General features: G+C 64.6%; 16 protein-coding genes and 4 pseudogenes. 7 read left to right on the top strand and 13 right to left on the bottom strand.

Features of this window, described 5'->3' with window-relative positions; genetic code table 11:
• Nucleotides 1-123: 123 nt before the first annotated feature.
• Nucleotides 124-921: pseudogene (locus PIGHUM_RS21665) on the bottom strand (conjugal transfer nickase/helicase domain-containing protein); the annotation flags it as partial.
• On the opposite strand from PIGHUM_RS21665, the pseudogene PIGHUM_RS21670 reads away from it, so the two are divergent.
• Nucleotides 864-1,320: pseudogene (locus PIGHUM_RS21670) on the top strand (RES family NAD+ phosphorylase); the annotation flags it as partial. The pseudogenes PIGHUM_RS21665 and PIGHUM_RS21670 overlap by 58 nt on opposite strands.
• 224 nt (nucleotides 1,321-1,544) lie before the next feature.
• On the opposite strand, the pseudogene PIGHUM_RS21675 reads toward PIGHUM_RS21670, so the two are convergent.
• A pseudogene (locus tag PIGHUM_RS21675) lies at nucleotides 1,545-2,201 on the bottom strand (C-terminal helicase domain-containing protein); the annotation flags it as partial.
• A 107-nt stretch (nucleotides 2,202-2,308) separates the two neighbouring features.
• Here PIGHUM_RS21675 and PIGHUM_RS21680 point away from each other — a divergent pair.
• From PIGHUM_RS21680 to PIGHUM_RS21690, 3 genes are all read left to right on the top strand, one after another.
• Entirely contained in the window at nucleotides 2,309-2,560 is a 252-nt protein-coding gene (locus PIGHUM_RS21680) for a type II toxin-antitoxin system Phd/YefM family antitoxin (RefSeq protein ID WP_124081801.1), read from the top strand.
• On the top strand, nucleotides 2,550-2,978 hold the full coding sequence (locus PIGHUM_RS21685; RefSeq protein WP_124081802.1) for a putative toxin-antitoxin system toxin component, PIN family: 429 nt from the start codon (nucleotides 2,550-2,552) through the stop codon (nucleotides 2,976-2,978). The genes PIGHUM_RS21680 and PIGHUM_RS21685 overlap by 11 nt, the downstream gene beginning before the upstream one ends.
• 320 nt (nucleotides 2,979-3,298) lie before the next feature.
• Complete coding sequence (locus tag PIGHUM_RS21690; RefSeq protein ID WP_124081803.1) at nucleotides 3,299-4,591, top strand: amidohydrolase family protein; 1,293 nt, start codon at nucleotides 3,299-3,301, stop codon at nucleotides 4,589-4,591.
• A gap of 228 nt (nucleotides 4,592-4,819) precedes the next feature.
• Here the strand turns inward: PIGHUM_RS21690 and PIGHUM_RS21695 are convergent, their stop codons facing one another.
• The 5 genes and pseudogenes from PIGHUM_RS21695 to PIGHUM_RS24385 form a co-directional block, all read right to left on the bottom strand.
• Complete coding sequence (locus PIGHUM_RS21695; RefSeq protein WP_124081804.1) at nucleotides 4,820-5,869, bottom strand: NAD(P)-dependent alcohol dehydrogenase; 1,050 nt, start codon at nucleotides 5,867-5,869, stop codon at nucleotides 4,820-4,822.
• A 93-nt stretch (nucleotides 5,870-5,962) separates the two neighbouring features.
• Nucleotides 5,963-6,373, bottom strand: a complete 411-nt coding sequence (locus PIGHUM_RS21700) for a (R)-mandelonitrile lyase (RefSeq protein WP_124081805.1) — start codon at nucleotides 6,371-6,373, stop codon at nucleotides 5,963-5,965.
• Between the two features lie 107 nt (nucleotides 6,374-6,480).
• Complete coding sequence (locus PIGHUM_RS21705; RefSeq protein ID WP_246013426.1) at nucleotides 6,481-7,245, bottom strand: SDR family NAD(P)-dependent oxidoreductase; 765 nt, start codon at nucleotides 7,243-7,245, stop codon at nucleotides 6,481-6,483.
• A 268-nt stretch (nucleotides 7,246-7,513) separates the two neighbouring features.
• On the bottom strand, nucleotides 7,514-8,503 hold the full coding sequence (locus PIGHUM_RS21710; RefSeq protein WP_124081807.1) for an aldo/keto reductase: 990 nt from the start codon (nucleotides 8,501-8,503) through the stop codon (nucleotides 7,514-7,516).
• Nucleotides 8,500-9,745, bottom strand: a pseudogene (locus PIGHUM_RS24385) (MFS transporter). Before PIGHUM_RS24385 ends, PIGHUM_RS21710 begins: the two are co-directional and overlap by 4 nt.
• Nucleotides 9,746-10,055: 310 nt before the next feature.
• Between PIGHUM_RS24385 and PIGHUM_RS21720 the strand changes: the two are divergent.
• The gene (locus PIGHUM_RS21720) at nucleotides 10,056-10,970 is read left to right on the top strand and encodes a LysR family transcriptional regulator (RefSeq protein WP_124081808.1); all 915 of its coding nucleotides are present in this window, start codon (nucleotides 10,056-10,058) and stop codon (nucleotides 10,968-10,970) included.
• A 101-nt stretch (nucleotides 10,971-11,071) separates the two neighbouring features.
• Nucleotides 11,072-11,557 carry a hypothetical protein gene (locus tag PIGHUM_RS21725; RefSeq protein WP_124081809.1) on the top strand — a complete coding sequence of 162 codons (486 nt, stop codon included), beginning with the start codon at nucleotides 11,072-11,074 and terminating at the stop codon, nucleotides 11,555-11,557.
• A gap of 38 nt (nucleotides 11,558-11,595) precedes the next feature.
• Here PIGHUM_RS21725 and PIGHUM_RS21730 read toward each other — a convergent pair whose 3' ends face one another.
• The 3 genes from PIGHUM_RS21730 to PIGHUM_RS21740 all read right to left on the bottom strand — a co-directional run bounded on the left by PIGHUM_RS21730 (nucleotide 11,596) and on the right by PIGHUM_RS21740 (nucleotide 14,367).
• On the bottom strand, nucleotides 11,596-12,414 hold the full coding sequence (locus tag PIGHUM_RS21730) for a TlpA disulfide reductase family protein (protein ID WP_124081810.1): 819 nt from the start codon (nucleotides 12,412-12,414) through the stop codon (nucleotides 11,596-11,598).
• A gap of 61 nt (nucleotides 12,415-12,475) precedes the next feature.
• The gene (locus tag PIGHUM_RS21735; RefSeq protein WP_124081811.1) at nucleotides 12,476-13,705 is read right to left on the bottom strand and encodes an MFS transporter; all 1,230 of its coding nucleotides are present in this window, start codon (nucleotides 13,703-13,705) and stop codon (nucleotides 12,476-12,478) included.
• Nucleotides 13,702-14,367 (bottom strand): cupin domain-containing protein, encoded by a 666-nt coding sequence (locus PIGHUM_RS21740; protein ID WP_124081812.1) that lies wholly within the window; start codon nucleotides 14,365-14,367, stop codon nucleotides 13,702-13,704. The genes PIGHUM_RS21735 and PIGHUM_RS21740 overlap by 4 nt, the downstream gene beginning before the upstream one ends.
• Nucleotides 14,368-14,544: 177 nt before the next feature.
• Here PIGHUM_RS21740 and gcvA point away from each other — a divergent pair, with 177 nt between their 5' ends.
• Nucleotides 14,545-15,462, top strand: a complete 918-nt coding sequence (gcvA, locus tag PIGHUM_RS21745; protein ID WP_124081813.1) for a transcriptional regulator GcvA — start codon at nucleotides 14,545-14,547, stop codon at nucleotides 15,460-15,462.
• 41 nt (nucleotides 15,463-15,503) lie between these two features.
• On the opposite strand, the gene PIGHUM_RS21750 is transcribed toward gcvA, so the two are convergent.
• From PIGHUM_RS21750 to PIGHUM_RS21760, 3 genes are read right to left on the bottom strand one after another with little or no spacing between them, the layout of a single operon-like run.
• Nucleotides 15,504-16,997 carry a SulP family inorganic anion transporter gene (locus tag PIGHUM_RS21750; protein ID WP_124081814.1) on the bottom strand — a complete coding sequence of 498 codons (1,494 nt, stop codon included), beginning with the start codon at nucleotides 16,995-16,997 and terminating at the stop codon, nucleotides 15,504-15,506.
• Nucleotides 16,998-17,011: 14 nt separating this feature from the next.
• Nucleotides 17,012-17,995, bottom strand: a complete 984-nt coding sequence (locus PIGHUM_RS21755; protein ID WP_124081815.1) for a formylglycine-generating enzyme family protein — start codon at nucleotides 17,993-17,995, stop codon at nucleotides 17,012-17,014.
• Nucleotides 17,996-17,999: 4 nt separating this feature from the next.
• Entirely contained in the window at nucleotides 18,000-19,367 is a 1,368-nt protein-coding gene (locus PIGHUM_RS21760; protein ID WP_124081816.1) for an arylsulfatase, read from the bottom strand.
• Between the last annotated feature and the right edge of the window lie 18 nt (nucleotides 19,368-19,385).

Here is a 19,385-nt window from a genome sequence, read left to right on the forward strand (position 1 = left end):
GTACCGCACGTTCACGTACTTCAGGGGAAAACTTGTTGTTCTTGCTCATGGCTCCATTTTCTCAAGAATTGGAGCCTCCTCAAAAACCGGTTCGATTCAGTGGCGATCAATGCCCGAATCGCGTCATCCTTCCTGAGTCAGAGCAAGATAGGGATTGTTGGGCGGTATTTCGGCGAGTGCCAAGGACCCATCTTCGAGGAGGTAGCCATGCAGTCGGCGGGACTTCCTCGGGCCCGTGACTTCACAGGTCCAAATGTTCAGGCCATTGGGCTGCTTTCGATGTAGCTGCAGCTTCTCGAAGCGCTTCTGCACCCACTGCCAATCCTGTTGATTCTCCTGCTTGGCGAGTGCGGCCACTTCGGGATGCTCCTGCGCATAGCGTTGGAACACACCCGGGCTGACCAGGTAGGCCGTGTCATTCACCGTATGCACGAGTGCCTTCGCGTCGTTGATGATGAGCCGTCGTGAGGCGATTCCCTGCTTCAGCCAAACGATGAACTGTTTCCCGGATGGCTTCGTTGCCGATGGCCCAGGCGTAGGCGCGGGTGCAGGTGCAGGTGCAGGTGCAGGCGATGGAATGGACGTCGCGGCTGTTGCTGGCGCGGGGGTGTGGAGGAACTCCTCGGCATCCTGGCCAACGCCGGCCGACTCACCCAAGCCCACCATCGCGAGCAAATCCTCCATGACGTCGGGCACGGGCTGGGCTGCGGGCGGTGAAACGATGGTGGTGCTGTCGCCCTCCCAAATCGGAGGCTCTTGACCTCCCTGCGCTGGGTTCACCGAGACGGTAGGCGCGGGAGCCGACATGCTGGCGTCGTTTTCCGCGGGCGTCGCGTCGATCTCTACCGTGCCCGCGAAAGGTGCTGGTCGCTCGCCAGACTCCCAGATCAGCGCGGGAGCGAGACGCGCCTTCGTTCCTGATCGATGCCGGTGAACTGCTCCAGCATGTGAGCCGCGTCGTCTATCGGGGCAGCCCGCTGTACTATGGTCGCAGCAGCACGAATCGCTACGATGACCCGGCGGGGGCCTACGGCGTGCTCTACCTGGGCGCGACCTGCCCACGGCGCTGATGGAGTCGGTGTTCACAAGCACCAGTGGCTTGAAGACACGAAACGCTCCATCGCCCTGAAGGAGGTCCACGCCCGGATGGTCCGCGCTGTGGGCGTGCTGGACGACGTTCTCCTGGCCGACCTCACGGCGCCGGGCGTGATGGCGGGCTACTTCGGCCTGAATCTGGAGCAGTTGGCGAGCCGCGACTACACGCACACGCAGCAGGTGTCGGCCCGGGTGTATGCGATGGTTGGCGACGACGGCCATGCTGCGCAGCCGTGCCAGCATTTCCGATTCGGCCTCGCCGTTGAGCAGGTAAGTCACGTCCAGCGTGAGGCGAGCACTGACGACTTTGGTCGTTGCTTGGGTATTGGTGTTCATGGAAATCTCCTTGGGATCGAAAAAGCGCAGCCACGCCCACGGAGACCGTGGACGTGGCTGCAAGGTGGGAACAGCGGAAAGCCGGCGGCGTTAGGCCAGCGTTGGCGTGGGGATCAGGCGGCGACCAGTTGCCGGGCCAGTGCGACCTCGACCGAATCACCATCCTGGTTCAGGACGTCCAACCCTGATTCGGGCACGTCGCCCGAGGTGGACTGCGAGACCACGATCTTCTTGGCCATCAGTTCGAGGCAGGTCATCTGCGAGGAGCCGGCGTAGCCAAGGTAGATCACGCGCACGGGTTGCTTCTGCCCGATGCGCCAGGAGCGGCGTGCCGCCTGCTGGAGCGAATAAACGTTGTATCCGGATTGCATGAACACAATCGTGGGAAAGTCCAGCAAGTCCAACCCCGTCTTGACAAGCTCGGGATTGGTGATGAGCACGTCGATGCCCCGGTCCAACTGCTCGGCGATCCAGTCTTCGCGACGGCTGGCATCCACGCTTGCGCGCAGCACTGCCACCCGAAAACCTTCCTGCTCCAGCAGCACCTTCAGGCGCGACGTGGTATCGCGCGTGCCGGTATAGACTGTGTAGGCCAGCACCTTGCGGCCCTGCGCCTTCTCCTCTTTGCAGATGTCGATCAGCTCACGCTCCTTGGGGCTGATCTCGAACTCGTTGAACTGAGCCGGGACGAACGCCAAGGTGTTGCGCGTGCGCGGATGCACCACGGTCTCCGACCGGAAGCAGCAATCTGGCCAGGCCAGTAGCACGTTGCGGGGCCCGCGCTCGAAGGCAAGGGACGAATCAAGCCATTCGAGCCTATTGAACGAATCGAACGATTTAGGTAAGATGGCTCGTAGACTTGCACGAGGAGTCCGAGATGCAAACCTTTACTGCCAATGAGGCAAAAACTCGATTCGGTGAACTGATCGACCGGGTGCAACGCGAGCCGATTCAGGTCACGCGGCGCAACCGGGTTGTCGGCGTTATGGTGTCGGCGGAGGACTACCACGCAATGCGTGAGTTCTATGCAGATCGGCTGCGACGCAGCTTGAAGCAAAGTGCCGAAGAAGCCGCCAGCAAGGGCTTGACCGACGAGAAGCTGGAACAGCTCCTGGCCGATGAGGATTGAGCGCGCTGTCGTCGACACCAACGTCCTGATCAGTGCAGCGCTATCGCCACGATCTGCCCCGGCGCAGATCGTGGATTGTCTTCTGCAACACGCGACGTTAGTGTTTTCACGAGAAACCTTCGAGGAACTTGAAACCAGGCTCTGGCGTCCAAAATTTGACCGCTATCTGGACATGGAGCGTCGGCGCCTGCTGTTGCATGACTTCGCTGCCGCGGCTCAGTGGATCGATTTGCCTGCGCCGCCCAGACTAGCGTACAGCCGCGATCCTGATGACGATGTGTTTCTCCATACGGCCCTACAAGGCAAGGCGGAATGGCTGATCAGCGGCGACAAGGATTTGCTGGAGCTTCCACCGGCTGACTGGGGATTCGAAATCCTGTCGCCGGCTCAGGCTCTAGAGAAATGGCATCAAAAATGAGCTTCTTGGAAAATGGCCAATCGAACAATTATTGAGCACTCGCACACGCTTCCTCAGGCATTCCTCACTTTGCTAGATCGGGATATCGACACTGGCGCCAATGTCCGGCCACTTCCGGAGGATTCGGCTTCCACTGACAGCCACTCGCTTTAGTCCATTTTTTTGTCCCTTCGCCAGCCTCTGATGCGGGAGGACTAGTGTGGTGAAAGCTGCAGCCACTCCGTTCGATCCTGGCACCGAACGAGGAGTCATGTCTCCAGGGCGCAGATCCCGGTATAAGCTGTGGCGGCCAGCGCCCGCGCTTCCGAGGAGTGCCCCGAATGCTTGACGCCATTCTGAAAGACTGCAGCCTGCCGGACGGCCGTACCGGTATCGATATCGGTATCGCGGATGGCCGCATCGCGGCGGTGCAGCCGCAATTGCAGGCTCAAGCCGCGCGCGTGGTGGACGCCGCCGGCCAGTTGGTCAGCCCACCGTTCGTCGATGCGCACTTCCATATGGACTCGACGCTGTCGTACGGCCTGCCGCGCGTGAACGGCTCCGGCACGCTGCTGGAAGGCATCTCCTTGTGGGGTGAACTAAAACCCCTGCTTAGCCAGGAGGCACTGGTGGAAAGGGCGTTGACCTACTGCGACTGGGCCGTGGCCAAGGGCCTGCTGGCCATACGCAGCCACGTCGACGTTTGCGATCCACGCTTGCTAGCGGTGGAGGCGTTATTGCACGTACGCGAACGGGTGCGGCCCTACCTTGACCTACAACTGGTGGCATTTCCGCAGGACGGCGTGCTGCGGACTCCGGACGCTCTGGCAAACTTGAAGCGAGCGCTGGATATGGGCGTCGACGTGGTGGGTGGCATCCCGCATTTCGAACGCACCATGCAGGATGGCGCGGAATCGGTGCGGATACTGTGCGAACTCGCGGCGCAGCGGGGGTTGCGCGTGGACATGCATTGCGACGAAAGCGACGATCCGCTATCGCGTCATATCGAAACGCTGGCTTTCCATACACAGCGCCTGGGCCTGCAGGGTCGTGTGGCAGGGTCGCACCTGACGTCCATGCATTCGATGGATAACTACTATGTCTCGAAGCTGCTACCTCTAATACATGAGGCAGGCGTTGCGGCCATTGCCAACCCGCTCATCAACATTACGCTGCAGGGCCGCCACGACACCTATCCTAAGCGCCGCGGCATGACGCGCGTGCCTGAATTGCTCGAAGCCGGAGTGCCGGTGGCCTTCGGCCACGATTGCGTCATGGATCCATGGTACAGCCTGGGCAGCGCCGACATGCTGGAAGTGGCCCACATGGGCTTGCATGTGGCGCAGATGACGGGACAAACGGCCATGCGCGCGTGTTTCACCGCAGTCACGGACACACCGGCGCGCATCCTGGGCCTGGTCGATCTAGGCATCGCGCCCGGCAAGCGGGCCGATCTGGTACTGCTGCAGGCGCGCGACCCGGTGGAAGCCATACGCCTGCGCGCCACGCGACTGCTGGTGATGCGGGCGGGCAAAGTCATTGCGACAAAACCGCCGGCGACCACGTCGCTGTTCGTACAGGGTCGCCCAGGAGTCGTGACTTTCCAGTTGCCGCCGCTCGCAACGGCGTCCTGATCGTCGGCCAAAGGGTGGATAGCCGCGGCTGCGACAGCAGTCCCCAGCCGTGCGCGGTTGAACGTACGCTCCAATGGCAAGCGGACTATGACCCGGTAGCCAAGGCTCTGTGGTCAACCACCGGCGCCAAGAGACACCCGAAGAACGGCCGGTATTGGCCGATAGTGAACATCCAGGCCACAAACTCCTCAACGCTCTGTGGTGCACTAGCCAGCCAGGCCGCCATCGCTATGCATTCATGGTGGCGATGTCCATGACGAAGCGGTACTTCACGTCGCCCTTGAGCATGCGCTCGTAGGCATCGTTGATCTGGTCGGCGCGGATCATCTCGATGTCGGCGACGATGCCGTGCTCGGCGCAGAAGTCCAGCATCTCCTGAGTTTCCGGGATGCCGCCGATCATCGAGCCGGCCAGGCTGCGGCGCTTCATGATCAGGCCGAATACGTCGGGCGAAGAGTGCGGCGTGGCGGGGGCGCCGACGAGTGTCATCGTGCCGTCGCGCTTGAGCAGCGCGAAAAAAGGATCCAGATCATGCGCCACGGCGACGGTGTTCAGGATGAAATCGAAGCTCTTGGCGTGAACCGCCATCTCGTCCGCGTTGCGCGAAACCACGACCTCGTTCGCGCCCAAAGCCAAGGCGGCCTTGCGCTTGGATTCCGACGTGGTGAACGCCACCACGTGCGCACCCATCGCGTGCGCGAGCTTGATGCCCATGTGGCCCAGGCCGCCGATGCCCACCACGCCCACCTTGTGGCCAGGCCCGATCTTCCAGTGGCGCAGCGGTGAATACGTGGTGATGCCCGCGCACAGCAGCGGCGCCACGGCGGCGAGCTGCGCTTCGGCATGGCGGATGCGCAGCACGTAGCGCTCATGCACGACGATCTGCTGCGAGTACCCGCCCAGGGTGTGGCCGGGCGCGTCCTGGGTGGGGCCGTTGTAGGTGCCGACCATGTGGTCGCAATAGTTTTCCAGCCCGTCATCGCAGTCCGCGCAGTGCTGACAGCTGTCGACGATGCAGCCTACGCCGACGAGATCCCCCGCCTTGTGGTTCGACACGTGCGCGCCGACGGCAGCGACACGGCCCACGATCTCATGGCCCGGCACGCAGGGGAAAAGCGTGCCCGCCCATTCGGCGCGGACCTGGTGGATGTCGGAATGGCATATGCCGCAGTAGACGATCTCGATCTGCACGTCGTGCGCGCCCGGCGCGCGGCGGGTGATGTCCAGCGGCTGGAGGGGCTGGTCGCCCGCGTGGGCGCCATAGGCTTTGATGGTCATGATGAAATTCCTCGGAGGGTGAAGATCGGATTGTTGCGCGCGAAGCGCCCACCGGACAGATGAGCCTTCTTGCGGCTTCCATGGTCGCGATGCTTACGGTTCGACGGGGGTCTTGTATTGCTCGTCGCTAACTTTCTCCATCCAGTCTACGGCCTTGCCATCCAGCGTCTCGGCGATGGCGATGTGGGTCATGGCGGTGGCGGGCGCCGCGCCGTGCCAGTGCTTGACGCCCGGCGGAATCCAGACCACGTCGCCGGGATTGATCCTGCGAACGGGGCCGTCCCATTCCTGCACGAGGCCCGAGCCCGCGGTCACGCACAGTGTCTGGCCCAGCGGGTGGGCATGCCAGGCGGTGCGGGCGCCCGGCTCGAACGTGACCGTGGCGCCGCCCACGCGCGCGGGCGCGCTGGCCTGGAACGGCGAATCGATGCGGACGACGCCGGTGAAGTATTCGGCCGGACCTCGAGCCGAAGGCTGCGAGCCGATGGGGGTAAGGGTGATCATGGGTGATTTCTCCTGTGCGAATGCGGTGGAAACGAGCAACGCCGGGGGACAGGGCGCCAGGTCGCATCCGCGCTGGCGCTGGTCATCGAGGCGCTGCGATACCGCGGCTAGGCGGAGAGATTCACGCCAGTGGCGCGCGCGAGTTCTGCCAGCAACTGGTCCTGGAACCGGATGTCGTTGACGGCGGGGTGAGGCTCCTGGCGTCGCTGGTGGTGCCAGTACCCGCCGCTGGTCAGCGCTTCGCGGTCGTCGCTGGCGGCGAGCCATTCCTGAGTCAGGTGGCCCAGCCGAAGGTCGTCCGGCGCGCTCGAGCCGCCCATCTTGGTGGGCACCCAGCCCGGATCGACGGCGTTGCTGTACACGTCGGGCCACAACCGCGCCACGGCAGCGGCCAGCGCGGCGACGAACAGTTTGCTGTCCGAGTAGCTGCCGGTGGACGTGCCTCCGGACCAGTCCATGTCGTTCAGGTCGGCATGACCGCCCTTGTGCATGCTGCTGCTCAGGTAGATCAGGCGCTCGGGGCGCTGGATCAGGACCGTGAGCAGGTAGGGCGCGACGACGTTGACCACCAGCAGCGACGCGCCGGAGATGACCCCCGCGTTGTGAATGACGGCGTCCATCCGCCCGAGCGCGTTGACCTGGCGGCCGAGGTCGCGGATTTGCGCGAGGTCCGAGAGGTCGCCGATCGTGGCGGTGGCGCCCTGGTCCACGAGCTCTTTCACGGCGGATAGCCGGGCCTGGGAGCGGACATGCACGACGACGTCGTGGCCCTGGGAAAGCAGCGTCTTGGCTGCAGCATGGCCCAGCCCGTCGGCCGAGCCGGTAACGAATACGCGGGCCTTGCGGCCTGCGCCTGGTTGCGCGTTGGACATGGGGAACTCCTTTCGAGGATTCGGCGGTGTTCGCGCCAGGGCGGACATGGCGGACGGGAGCGGCCCCGCGACCAGTATCGCGCCCAATCCTGCGCCTGCGGTGAGAAGGTTTCGTCGGTTCATGGGCATGTCCTCCGATCAGGCTGCCAGGTGCTGCGCGGCCTGTCGTATCGCGCATGGCGTTTCGCCGTCGGGATTGCCGTACTTATCATAGACCCCCTGCATCCGGTCCCGCGTTTCTTGCTCGCTGATTCGATACTCTGAGCGTTCACCAGGCGTAGGCTTGGGGCGCTTCGCCGCCCGGACCGGGCCAGATTCTGTCCAGCTTTGCCAACGTCTCGTCCGAGAGCCTGACCGACAGCGCATCGAGGTTCTGTTGCAACTGCTCGGCAGTGCGCGGTCCGCTGATCACGGAGGTCACGGCCGGGTTGTGCAGCAGCCAGGCTAGCGCCACGATGGCAGGCGCTTCGCCCAGTTCGCGGCACAGCGCCTCGTAGGCCTCCAGTTGGGGACGGAGTTGCTGAATACGCTGCTGCAGGCCCGGCGTTGCGCGGCGCCCTTCGGTGATCTCACCCAGCGCACTGCCCAACAGCCCCATGCCGACCGGACTCCAAGGGATCAGGCCGATGCCGAAGTGGCGCAGCGCAGGAATCACTTCCAGTTCGATGGTGCGCTGCGTGAGGTTGTAGAGGCTCTGTTCGGATGCCAACCCCAATAGCTTGCGCGAAGCCGCTGTGCATTGGGCCGTGGCAATGTCCCAGCCGGCGAAGTTGCTGGAGCCGACGTAGGTAATCTTGCCTTCGCGGATCAACTGTTCGAAGGCCTGCCAGATTTCCTCCCAAGGCGTTGCCCGGTCGATGTGGTGCATCTGGTACAGGTCGATGTGGTCGGTCTTCAGGCGCCTGAGGCTGGCCTCGCAGGCGCGGCGTATGTGGTAGGCCGACAGGTACTTGTCGTTGGGGCCGGTTCCCATCGGTTGATAGACCTTGGTGGCGAGCACGATCCTGTCGCGGCGGGATTTTTCTTGGGCCAGCCAGTTGCCGATGAGTTCCTCGGACGTGCCGAAGCCCTTGGCCATGTCGGGCGATTGCGGGCCGCCATAAACGTCGGCGGTGTCGAAGAAGTTGATTCCGGCATCCAGCGCTGTATCCATGATCTTGAAGCTGTTTGCTTCGTCGGTCAGTTCGCCGAAGTTCATGGCGCCCAGCGCGATGCGGCTGACCTTGAGGCCGGTGCGGCCAAGGTGCGTGTAGTTCATTGTTGTGCAACTCCTTCGTGGTTGCTGCGGCGGGCGGTCACGGCCGTGAGCACAGCGCAAATCGCCAGCAGCAGTGCGCTCGCGACGAAGGTGCTGCGGTAGCCGCTGTGGTCGAACAGCAGGCCGCCAACGGTCGAACCCAGCGCGATGGACAGCTGGACCACGGCGACGAACAGGCCGCCGCCGGCTTCGGCATCCTTCGGGAACACCTTGGCGATCCAGGCCCACCAGCCCACGGGCGCCGAGGTGCCGGTCAGGCCCCACAGCGCGAGCAGCGCGAGGACGATGGCGACCGAGCCGCCGAAGGCGATCAGGGCCAGGGCCGTCGCGGCCATCAGCACCGGGATGATGACCAGCGTCTGGTAGAAGCCGTGTTGCAGTACGCGGCCGATGAGCACCGTGCCGATGAAGCCGGCAGCGCCCAGTGCGAGCAGGAACAGCGAAATCGTCGTCCCATGCACGTTCGTGACGGTTTCCAGGAAGGGGCGCACATAGGTGAACAGCCCGAACTGCCCCATGAACAGCAGGCTGCTGGCCAGCATGCCCACGGCGACGCCCGGATGCTTGAAGAGGGTAAACACCTTGAACACGTTGCCGATGCCGGGCGCGCGCGCGCCGGCGGGCATCGAGGGCAGCGTCTTCCACTGCCAGGCCAGCGCGATCAGCGACACCGGCACCAGGCACAGGAACGCGCCGCGCCAGCCGATGACAGCGCCCAGGTAGGCCCCCATCGGCGCGGCTACCACGGTGGCGAGCGCATTGCCGCCGTTGACGATGGCGAGGGCACGCGGCACGCGGCACGTCGCGCGTGGGCACCAGCCGGATCGCCGTGGCCGCCGACATGGACCAGAAGCCGCCGACGACGACGCCGATCAGCGCGCGGCCCAGCATATAGGTCACATAGTTCGGCGCCAGCGCGACGATGGCGCCGGATATGCCCATCGCCAAGGTCAGGCCCAGCAGCAGCGTCTTGCGGTTGAGGCTGCCGGCCAGCGCCGAGATGAACAGGCTCGTGAGCACGGCGAAGGCGCCGGATATGGCGATACCCTGGCCGGTCATGCCTTCGGTGGCATGCAGGTCCCTCGCCATGGGCGTCAACAGGCTGACGGGCAGGAACTCGGAGGCGATCAACGCGAAGGCGCAGACGGCCAAGGCAAACACGCCGCTCCAGGAAGTCGGCTCTTCTTGAGGCTCGTGGAGAGGGTCGTTGCCCTTGGGGGCGTCGACGACGGTGGTGGTCATGGAGTGTTTTTCTTTTGTCGATCAATAGGAACCGCCGTGCTGTCCTCTGGAACATGCGCGGTCGGGATGCGAACACGCGAGGCGCGTTTCGTGCGCCGGTGGCCGGTGGCTTTACGCCGGCGCAGCCAGGTTTTTCCAGAAGAACGCGGTCAGCGCGAGTGCGACGAGTCGCCACCGGGAGCCAGAGATAGGCTTTTTCATGCCTCGTATCCTCCCTTTTTCGAGACGCGCTGACTAGCTAATGAATTCTTAAAGACCTTATAAGCTATGCTAATCATGACTTTCAGAAACACGCGCGAGAGACTCGGCCATGGCCAGACGTAATCTCAACGACCTTCTGTACTTCATCACCATCGCGCGCGAAGGCAGCTTCACGCGCGCCGCCGCGCATCTGGGGGTGACGCAATCGGCATTGAGCCAGGCGATCAACGGCCTGGAGGCCCGGCTCCGGATCCGGCTGCTGACCCGCACCACGCGCAGCGTGTCGCCAACGGCGGCCGGAGAGCGTCTGTTGAACGCCATTGGCCACCGGTTCGACGAGATCGAGTCAGAGCTGGATGCCTTGACCGAATTGCGCGATAAACCTTCGGGCACGGTGCGCATCACCTGCGGCGACAACGTGCTGCAGACGATTCTGTTGCTCAAGCTCGCGCCGCTGCTGCGCGAGTACCCGGACGTCAAGCTGGAATTCGATGTGAACTATGGGCTGCGCGACATCGTGGCCGATCGCTTCGATGCAGGCGTGCGCCTGGGCAGCACGATCGACAAGGACATGATCGCGATTCCCATAGGGCCGCCGTTGCGTATGGCGGTAGTGGCCTCGCCGGCGTATCTAGCGGATCATCCGGCGCCCAAACAACCGCACGATCTTATGGCTCACAATTGCATCAACCAGCGCATGGCGACGTCCGGAGGGCTCTATGTGTGGGATTTCGAACGCAAGGGCCGCAAGCTGAATGTGCGCGTGGACGGGCAATTGATCTTCAACACCGCTCAGCCCCAGGTGGACGCGGCGCTGGCTGGCCTGGGCGTCACGCTGTTGCCCGAAGACGAGGTGATGGCGCATATCGAGGCAGGGCGCCTGGTGCGCGTGCTGGAAGACTGGTGCCCCCCGTTCGCGGGCTACCATCTCTATTACCCGAGCCGGCGCCAGCCTTCGCCCGCATTCGCGCTGGTGGTGGATGCATTGCGGTATGCCAAGCCGGGTGGAGCGAAATCCTCCTAACCGATGTACGAACATGACCGCACTCTGCTCTCGCTCGCGAAATACGTTACCGGTAACGCTCAAAAAGGGGGGGGTAATCTGGTCGCGTAATGGAGGTGCATATGAGCAAGAAACAGGATGCTTCGCCTTTGGATGGAACCCTCAGGAAGCGGCGATACGAGGCGCGCAAGCGGAAGACGCATCAACGCTTGGAGCTTCGCGTACTGCATAGCGACATCGACAGAATTGCGAAAATCGGCGTCAAGCCCAGCGAACTGATCCCGACGCTGCTTCGATGCTACGACGATTGGAAAAGGCTTGCCGGCTCCAGGCATGCCGGCCCGAAGAATACTTACCTTCCTGACTGCCACCATCGCGCATGGCGGCGTTTGGGGCACGACATACTGGACTTCGTTGGATGCGAGCGGTCCGTGGACATCGCATTCCAGCACCATCTCAGGGACAGGGTAGAAGATGCCCTGCTGGAAATGCTGCGAGACATGCTGGATGACCAGCCGGTCCAATCCCTTTCACTCGACCTGGTCGGCGCCATGCTGGTGGAGGCCGATCCTCAGACGGAATCGGATGAAGACGGGGAGGGAGGTTGACCCAAGGAAACTGCGGCGCGAGCGCTTCGCGGACATGGTTATTTCTTATCCGTCCTGATCGGTTGGGTTCGAGCAAAACGGCGCGACATCGTGTCCTTGAGGCTGGCCATCGTGAGTTCTCCAAGGTGTGCATCCACCAGGCGCCCTTGCTCATCGAAGAACAAGGTGGTGGGAAGGCCTCGCGATGCCATCGTCTTCATGGTCAGGGATGAAGGGTCGAGCAGCACGTCCTTGAGCTTTAAGCCTTGGCTTTCGAGAAAGGCGCGTGCCTGCCGGGCGCTTTCGCCTTGATTCACCATGACGAAAGCGATATCGGGGTGCTGCGCTTGCGCCTGCTCGAACACCGGCATCTCGCGACGGCATGGCGGACACCATGAGGCCCAGAGATTGAGCACGACCGGCCGCCCGGCATAGGAATTCAAGACGACCGGCTGCTCGTCGAGCGTTGCCAACACCAATTCCGGCAATGGCGGCGCCGAGCGCTGCAGCAGATCGAGCACGCCGCCTGCGGCAAACCAGCTCAAGAGCCCGGCGGCAATACCGACCAGCACAGGGCGACGCAATGCCCGGCTCGAGCGGGTGCGCCACCAGATGAACGCGAGCGCCGCGAGGGCACCTATCCACCAGGAGAAGCCTTGGTCGCCGACGGCAATCATGGACATCGGTGACTGCGCATACTCTTCCCACCATTGCGCGATGTAGCCGAGGCGCGCTGCCACGAACCCCCAGAACACGGCGTCGAGAAGCATCCCACTGGCCGCCTTGGACGCGGTGTCGGGCAAGCGCTTGGCAACCAGGCGGGAGACCGTCCAGGCCAGCAGCACGGCCGCGAAGACGGCGACGACTTGTATTGACATAGCGGGCCAAGCGAGTGGATTCGTTTCTGAGGGCGAGCAGTGCGTTCGCGGCTATCGGGCCTTACCGGGCCGGGGCCACGGTCTTTCTTTGTAGCGCTATCGCCAGCGACGTTACCGCCAACGCGAGAGGAATGAAAGAAACCCAGAGCACCGTGTTCCAGCCATAGACGCTGAGCAATCCGCCGGACGAGAATGAGCCCACGGCCATCAATCCGAAGACGATGAAGTCGTTGAGGGATTGGACCCGCGTCTTTTCCTCGGGCCGGTGGCATTCGAGAACGAGTGCGGAGGCGCCCAGGAATCCGAAGTTCCATCCCACGCCCAGAAGGATCAGCGTCGCCCAGAAGTGCGCGATGTCGATTCCCGCGAGCCCTACGGCGGCGGAAAGTCCGGTCAGCAGCAAGCCCGCGGTCGCCACGCGCCCCGCGCCGAAGCGTTTGATCAGGTTTCCGGTAAAGAAGCTCGGCCCGAACATGGCGATGACATGCCATTGAATCCCCGTATTGGCCGACTCCTGCGAGTGGCCGCATATGTGCATCGCCAGCGGCGCGGCCGTCATCAGGAAGTTCATCAGCATGTACGAAACCGCGCCGCTGATGGCCGCGGCGACGAAGCGCGGCTGTCGCGCAATCGTCGAGAGGGGCCTGCCTCCGGCGATTTCCGCCGCGGTGGGCATCGGCAGTCGAACCCCCAGCAGGATGAGCGCCGCTGCCGCCGCGACGACGCCTTGTGCAAGAAAGGTGGCCGCGAACATGTAGGGCTGCCACAAATCCATGGTGTAGGTGACGAGCTGCGGCCCGATGACGCCTGCCGCGACCCCGCCTCCCATGACGAGCGATAACGCACGCGCGCGCCGGTCCGGCGCCACGCCATCGGCCGCCGCGAAGCGGAAGGTCAGCACCACGGCGGCATAGCCGCCACCCAGGAAGGTCGCAAGGCAGAACAGCCAGAACGACCCTATGATGACCGCGAGCATGCCCAGCAGTCCTGTCAGGACCCCGGCTCCGGTCCCGACCAGAAAGGCCGTGCGTCGTCCATGGCGTCGGGCGACAGCCCCCACGGGCAGGATGCAGGCCGCCATGCCCACCACGAAAACCGAAATGGGAAGGGTGGCGAGCATCGGCGTCGGCGCCAGCATGTTGCCGACGATCGCGCCCGTGGCGTAGACCACCACCGAGTTCGCCCCCGCGAGCGCCTGTGCAACGGAAAGCCGCCAGATATTGCCGCTCTGGATCTTTGCAGGCAGTTCGTCCAAAGCGCTGCTCATGGAGGCTGTGTTGTTGTCCGTCATAGTCTTGGATGATCCGCCAGGTGGCCGGTCTTGAGGTACACGGTGGCGCCGTGCGCGCCGGCGATGATCTGCGAGCGCTCGCCCGCCGGCAGGCGTATCCAGCTCCCGCGCTCGCAGGGCTGGCCATCCGTGATCACTTCGCCGGCCAGAACCAGTAGCTCCGCGCCGTCCTCCGGCTCGGCGAGCAGCGGCTCATGCGGAGGCAGGCGCTGCAGACTGACGTGCTCGAAAGCGTTCGAGAACAGTCGGCAGACCTCGCGGCCATCCTGGCGGGACCATGCCGCCGGATCACGTGTGTCGATGCGCACGCTGCGTCGCTCGTCCGGTTGCATCTGCCGGAGCTTGACGAAGATGAGGGCGCCTTCGCTGCTGGAGGGCTGATGATTGGAACCAGGCGGGTTGCGCAAGTACCAGCCTGCCGGATAGTGCGCGTCTCCTTCAGAGAAAGTGCCCGACAGCACCAGGATCTCCTCTCCACCGGGATGCGGGTGATGCGGGAACGAGGAGTCCGGCGCGTAGCGCACGATGCTGGTGGCCCGGGCTTTCTCCGCGCCCACGCGGTCCAGCATTACGCGCTCGACGCCGCCTTGGGGCGAGGCGACCCATTGGTACTGGCGAGGCGTCACCATGGCGCGGCGCGAGAAATCGGCGTTGATACGCATTGATATTCGTTGTCGAAAAGAAAAACTGTCCATGCCGCGACTGCCGCATTGGCCGTGCTGGCCGCCGCTACCGGATTGGAGGGCATCGGCCCTTGAGAATGTGTAGATTTTTTATCGATTCCCTTGCCCGGGCAAACGAGATAAAGTTCTTCAAATCGAAAGAAAATCTTTATCGGTATGAAGTCGCCCAGCCATCTGAACGCCCTGCGGGCCTTCGAGTCCAGCGCCCGCCACCGGAGCTTTTCCGCGGCAGCGGCGGAACTGAACGTGACGCCGGCGGCTGTCGGCCAGCTCGTGCGCGCGTTGGAGGATTGGCTGGGCTCGCCGCTATTCGTGCGGGGCGCCAGCGGGAAGGCGCGGCTGGTTCCGACCGAGGCGGCCGAGCGCGCGCTGCCGGACATCCGGGCGGGCTTCGACCGATTGACGCTGGGAATGGAACGGCTGCGGGAGGGATCGGCCAGCGGGGTGCTCACCGTGACGGTCAGCCCGGCTTTTGCCGCCAAGTGGCTGCTGCCGCGCATCGACCGATTCCAGGCCGCTTGCCCGGACACCGATGTGCGCCTGGACACCAACCACAAGTCGCTGGACTTCGTGGCCCAGCGGATCGATATCGGCGTGCGCTATGGCATGGGGAACTGGCCAGGCCTGAAGGCCGACAAGCTCATGGATGAAGAGGTTTTTCCGGTGTGTTCCCCTGCACTGGCGCGCCGGCGCGGACACCCGCGCAAGCCAAGCGACCTGGCTCGCGAAACTCTGATCCATGACTTGTCGATGGTCGGCCATGCCGGTTTCCCGACGTGGGAGGCCTGGCTGGAGAAAGCCGGGGTCGCCGAGGCGGCGACGATCCGGCGCGGCATGCAGATCAACAATTCCGCGGCGGTCCTGCAGGCGGCGATCGAGGGGCACGGCATCGCGCTTGCGCGCAGCGTCATGGCGCGCGACGACCTGGCGAGCGGGCGCCTGGTGCGGCTTTTCCCGGACATCGGTTTCTCTCTGGATGTCGCCTATTACGTCGTTTACCGGCCTGAATGCGCGAGCCTGCCGAGACTAGCGGCCTTCCGGGAATGGCTGTTCGCGGAGGTGGCCGAGACGTGAGGGCACGACGCATCCATAGATGGTTCAATTCCTGACTCCCTTTACAACCTGCCCGTCAACCTCTCATGAAAGGCCTGGCTGCGCGGATCGAGCCCGACGAAGGAAACGTGCTTGCCATGGTCCCGGTACCTGGCCTCGACGGCGTCGAGCGCGGCTACGGTGGAGGCGTCCCAGATCTGCGACGCCGAGAAATCCACCAGCACCGAAGCGGGATCCGCCGCGTAGGCGAAGCGGTTCACCAGGTCGTTGCTGCTGCCGAAGAACAGGGGGCCGTGAATTTCATAGCGGGCGCTGCGCCCGTCCTCGCTGACGATGCGATCGGCGCGCACGACGTGGGCCACCCGGCGCGCGAACAGCAGCATGGCGCACAGTACGCCCACGGCCACGCCGAGCGCGAGGTTCTCCGAGCCGACGGTGACGGCCACGGTGGTCGCCATGACCGTGGTTTCCGACAGCGGCATGCGCCGCAGCGCCGCCGGCCGCAGGCTGTGCCAATTGATCGTCTTCAGGGCCACGATCATCATGGTGGCGGCTAGGACGACCATCGGGATCTTCGCCATCAGCGGGCTCAGGGCGGTCATCAGCAGGAGCAGGATGACCGCGGCGGCGAGCGTGGAGACACGGGTGCGGGCACGTCCCAGCTGTACGTTCACCATGGTCTGGCCGATCATGGCGCAGCCGGCGATGCCGCCGCAATAGGCCGAGCACAGGTTGGCCACGCCGAGCGCCCACGATTCGCGCGCCTTGCTCGAGCGGGTGTCGGTCAAGTCGTCCACCAGCTTGGCGGTCAGCAGCGATTCGAGCAATCCGACGAAGGCGATGCTGAGCGCGGTGGGCCAGACGATGCGCAGGGTGTCGGCGTCCAGGGGCACGAGCCAGGGCGTCAGCCCCGGCAGGCCCCCGGACGTGGCGCCGCCTCCCACGGTGGGGACGTCCAGGCCGCCGGCGGCGACGACAGCGGTCGCCGCGGCGATGGCGATGAGCGGGGCGGGGATGAGGGTCGTCATGCGCGGAACGAGCAGCACGATTGCGACGGTCGCCGCGAACAGGAAGTAGACGACGCCTGGTTTGTCCACGACGTGAGGGATCTGCGCCAGGAAGATGAGGATGCCCAGGGCATTGACGAAACCCATCATGACCGAGCGGGGCACGAAGCGCATGAGCCGGGAGAGGCCGCCCGCGCCGAAGGCGATCTGGATGAGTCCGGCCAGCAGGACGGCCGGCAGGATGTAGCCGACGCCATGGGCGCGCACCATGGGCCCGACTACCAGTGCGACCGAGCCGGCGGCCGCGGTGACCATCGCCGGTCTGCCGCCGAGCACGGACATGACCAGGCCGAGCACGGCCGAGGCGAAAAGCGCTGACATGGGATCGATGCCGGAGATGACGGAAAAGGAGATCACTTCCGGGATCAGGGCCAGCGAGGTGACGGCGCCGGCCAGGCATTCGCGGGTCAGCAGGCCGGGGGAGCGGAGCACTTCGCGCACCGTGGGCGCGGCCGCGAGCGGCGCGGAGTCCGTGGCGGGGATGTTCATGGAGGAATCCTTGCTCAATCGCGCACCACGCAGCGGAACCCGATGTGGCTGGTGGCCGTGTCGAGGGTCTGGCCCTGGCGCGCGGCGGGGCGGTAGCGCAGGCAATAATTCGGCGCGCACAGGTGGGAGCCGCCCTTGACCACGTGCCGGACCGAGGGATCGTCGCGTTGCGGGATGCAGCATGATTTCGGGGCATCGGCGCCAGGCGGCGCGCCGAAGGGGGTGGCGGTCCATTCCCAGACGTTGCCGGCCACGTCGTACAAGCCATAGCCGTTGGGCGGATAGCTCTTCACCGGCGAGGTCCGCTCGTAGCCGTCTTCCAGCGTGTTCTGCCAGGGAAACTGTCCCTGCCAGGTGTTGGCCATGGTCTGTCCGCCGGGCATGAATTCGTCGCCCCAGGGATACACGGCGCCGTCCAGCCCGCCGCACGCGGCGAACTCCCATTCGGGCTCGGTGGGCAGGGCCTTGCCGGCCCATGCCGCGTACGCGCGGGCGTCTTCGTACGACACCTGCACCACGGGATGCTCGTCCAGGCCGTCCAGATCGCTGTCCGGCCCCAGCGGGTGGCGCCAGCACGCGCCCAGCACATAGGCCCACCAGTTGCGAAAGTCGCGCAATCCGACCGGTTTGCCGGGGTTGACGAAAACCAGCGCGCCGGGCGCCAGCAGCGCCGGATCGGCGTCCGGGTAGAGCCGCGGATCGGGCTGCCGTTCGGCCGTGGTCACATAGCCGGTGGCGGCGACGAAGGCGCGGAACTCGGCATTGGTGACCGGATAGCGGTCGATCCGGAAGCCCAGGACCGAGACGCGGCGCGCAGGCCGCTCTTCGCGGTAGTGCGCATCGGAACCCATGGTGAAGGTGCCGCCGGGCACGCGGACCAGGCGGGACGGATGGGCGGGGTCGGGCGCGCTGCCGGCGGGGGCCGCGGGGCGGGGCCCGCGGCCCCCGCAGCAGCAGCCGGCCGAGGAGGCGCGCGCCCCGGCGTCGAGAGGGGCCATGGCGTCACGCCGCCTTGGACACGCGCGGCACGAAGTCGAGCGGCGAGCCGGGCGGGATGAGCTCTTCGCGCTTGACGCTTTCCTCGAATTCGCGGACTACGCGGTGGGCATGCTGCATCACCCACCAGCGCACGTAGCGCTGGTTGACGGCCTCGCGCTCTTTCGGGTCTTCCTGCAGATGCGTGATGCGCGCGAAGCCCAGTGGCAGTTCGGGATCGTGGAAATGCTGCTGGCGTTTGAAATTGATCTTGAAGTCTTTCCACTTGACCGCGTGCAACTCGTCCTTGAGCCAGACCATGCATGCTTCCCGATTGGACGTGTCCTGGCGGCCGAGGAAGAACTCGCGCTGGTCGAGGCCGTCGATGATGCGGTCCTTGGGCGTTTCGCAGCCGGCGAAGCCGAGCAGGGTGGTGAACATATCGGTGACGTGCACCATCTCGTTGCTTTCCGCGCCGGCGGGGATGCGGCCGGGCCAGCGCGCCAGCAGCGGCGTGCGGATGCCGCCTTCGGCCGAGCTGAAATACGAGCCGTCGAAGAATCCGCCCGTGCCGCGGCCGGCCAGGTGGTCTTCGGCGCCGTTGTCGCCGCACAGGACCACGATGGTGTCGTCGGCGATGCCCAGGCGATCCAGTTCGTCGAGCAGCACGCCGAAGTCGTGGTCCAGCATCAGCAGGCAATCGCCCCAATCGCCATTGGTGCTCTTGCCGACGAATTCATCGCGCGGCAGCATCGGGAAATGCATCAGCGAATGGTTGAAGTAGAGGAAGAACGGACTGTCTTCGGCCGCGCAGCGGCGCATGAAATCGATGCCGCGCTTCTGGTATTCCAGGTCGCAGGTCTTCTTGGTCTCCATCGTCAGCTGCTCCTCCGGCAGCGCCCGGGTGCCCTGGCCCTTCCTGCCTTCGTGCATGTAGGAATAGCCGTCGCGTTCGGCGACGTAGTGGGGGTCCTCCAGCCACATGCATTCGTCATAGGTGCGCAGTGGCCCGTACCATTCGTCGAAGCCGTGGTCGGTGGGAAAGCGCCCGTCTTCGGCGCCGATGTGCCACTTGCCCAGGCACGACGATTTGTAGCCCGCTTTTTCGAGGATCTCGGCGACGGTGGTCTCCCACGCGACCAGGCCGCCGCTGTTGCCGCCCAGCGCGATGGTGTGGTTGCCCGATCGGATGGGGTAGCGGCCCGTCATCAGCGCCGACCGGGTCGGCGTGCATTGGGGTTCCACCACGTAGTGCGTCAGCTTGAGGCCTTGTTTGCAGAAGTCGTCGATACGCTTGGTATCGGCGCCGCGCAGCTTGCCGCCGCCGTAGCATCCGAGTTCTCCCATGCCGAGGTTGTCGACGTGGAAGAAAAGAATGTTGGGTTGTTTCGCCATTTCTTTACTCCAGGGGGT

The sequence above is a fragment of the Pigmentiphaga humi genome (assembly GCF_900606115.1).
GTDB classification, from domain to species: Bacteria; Pseudomonadota; Gammaproteobacteria; order Burkholderiales; family Burkholderiaceae_B; genus Pigmentiphaga; species Pigmentiphaga humi.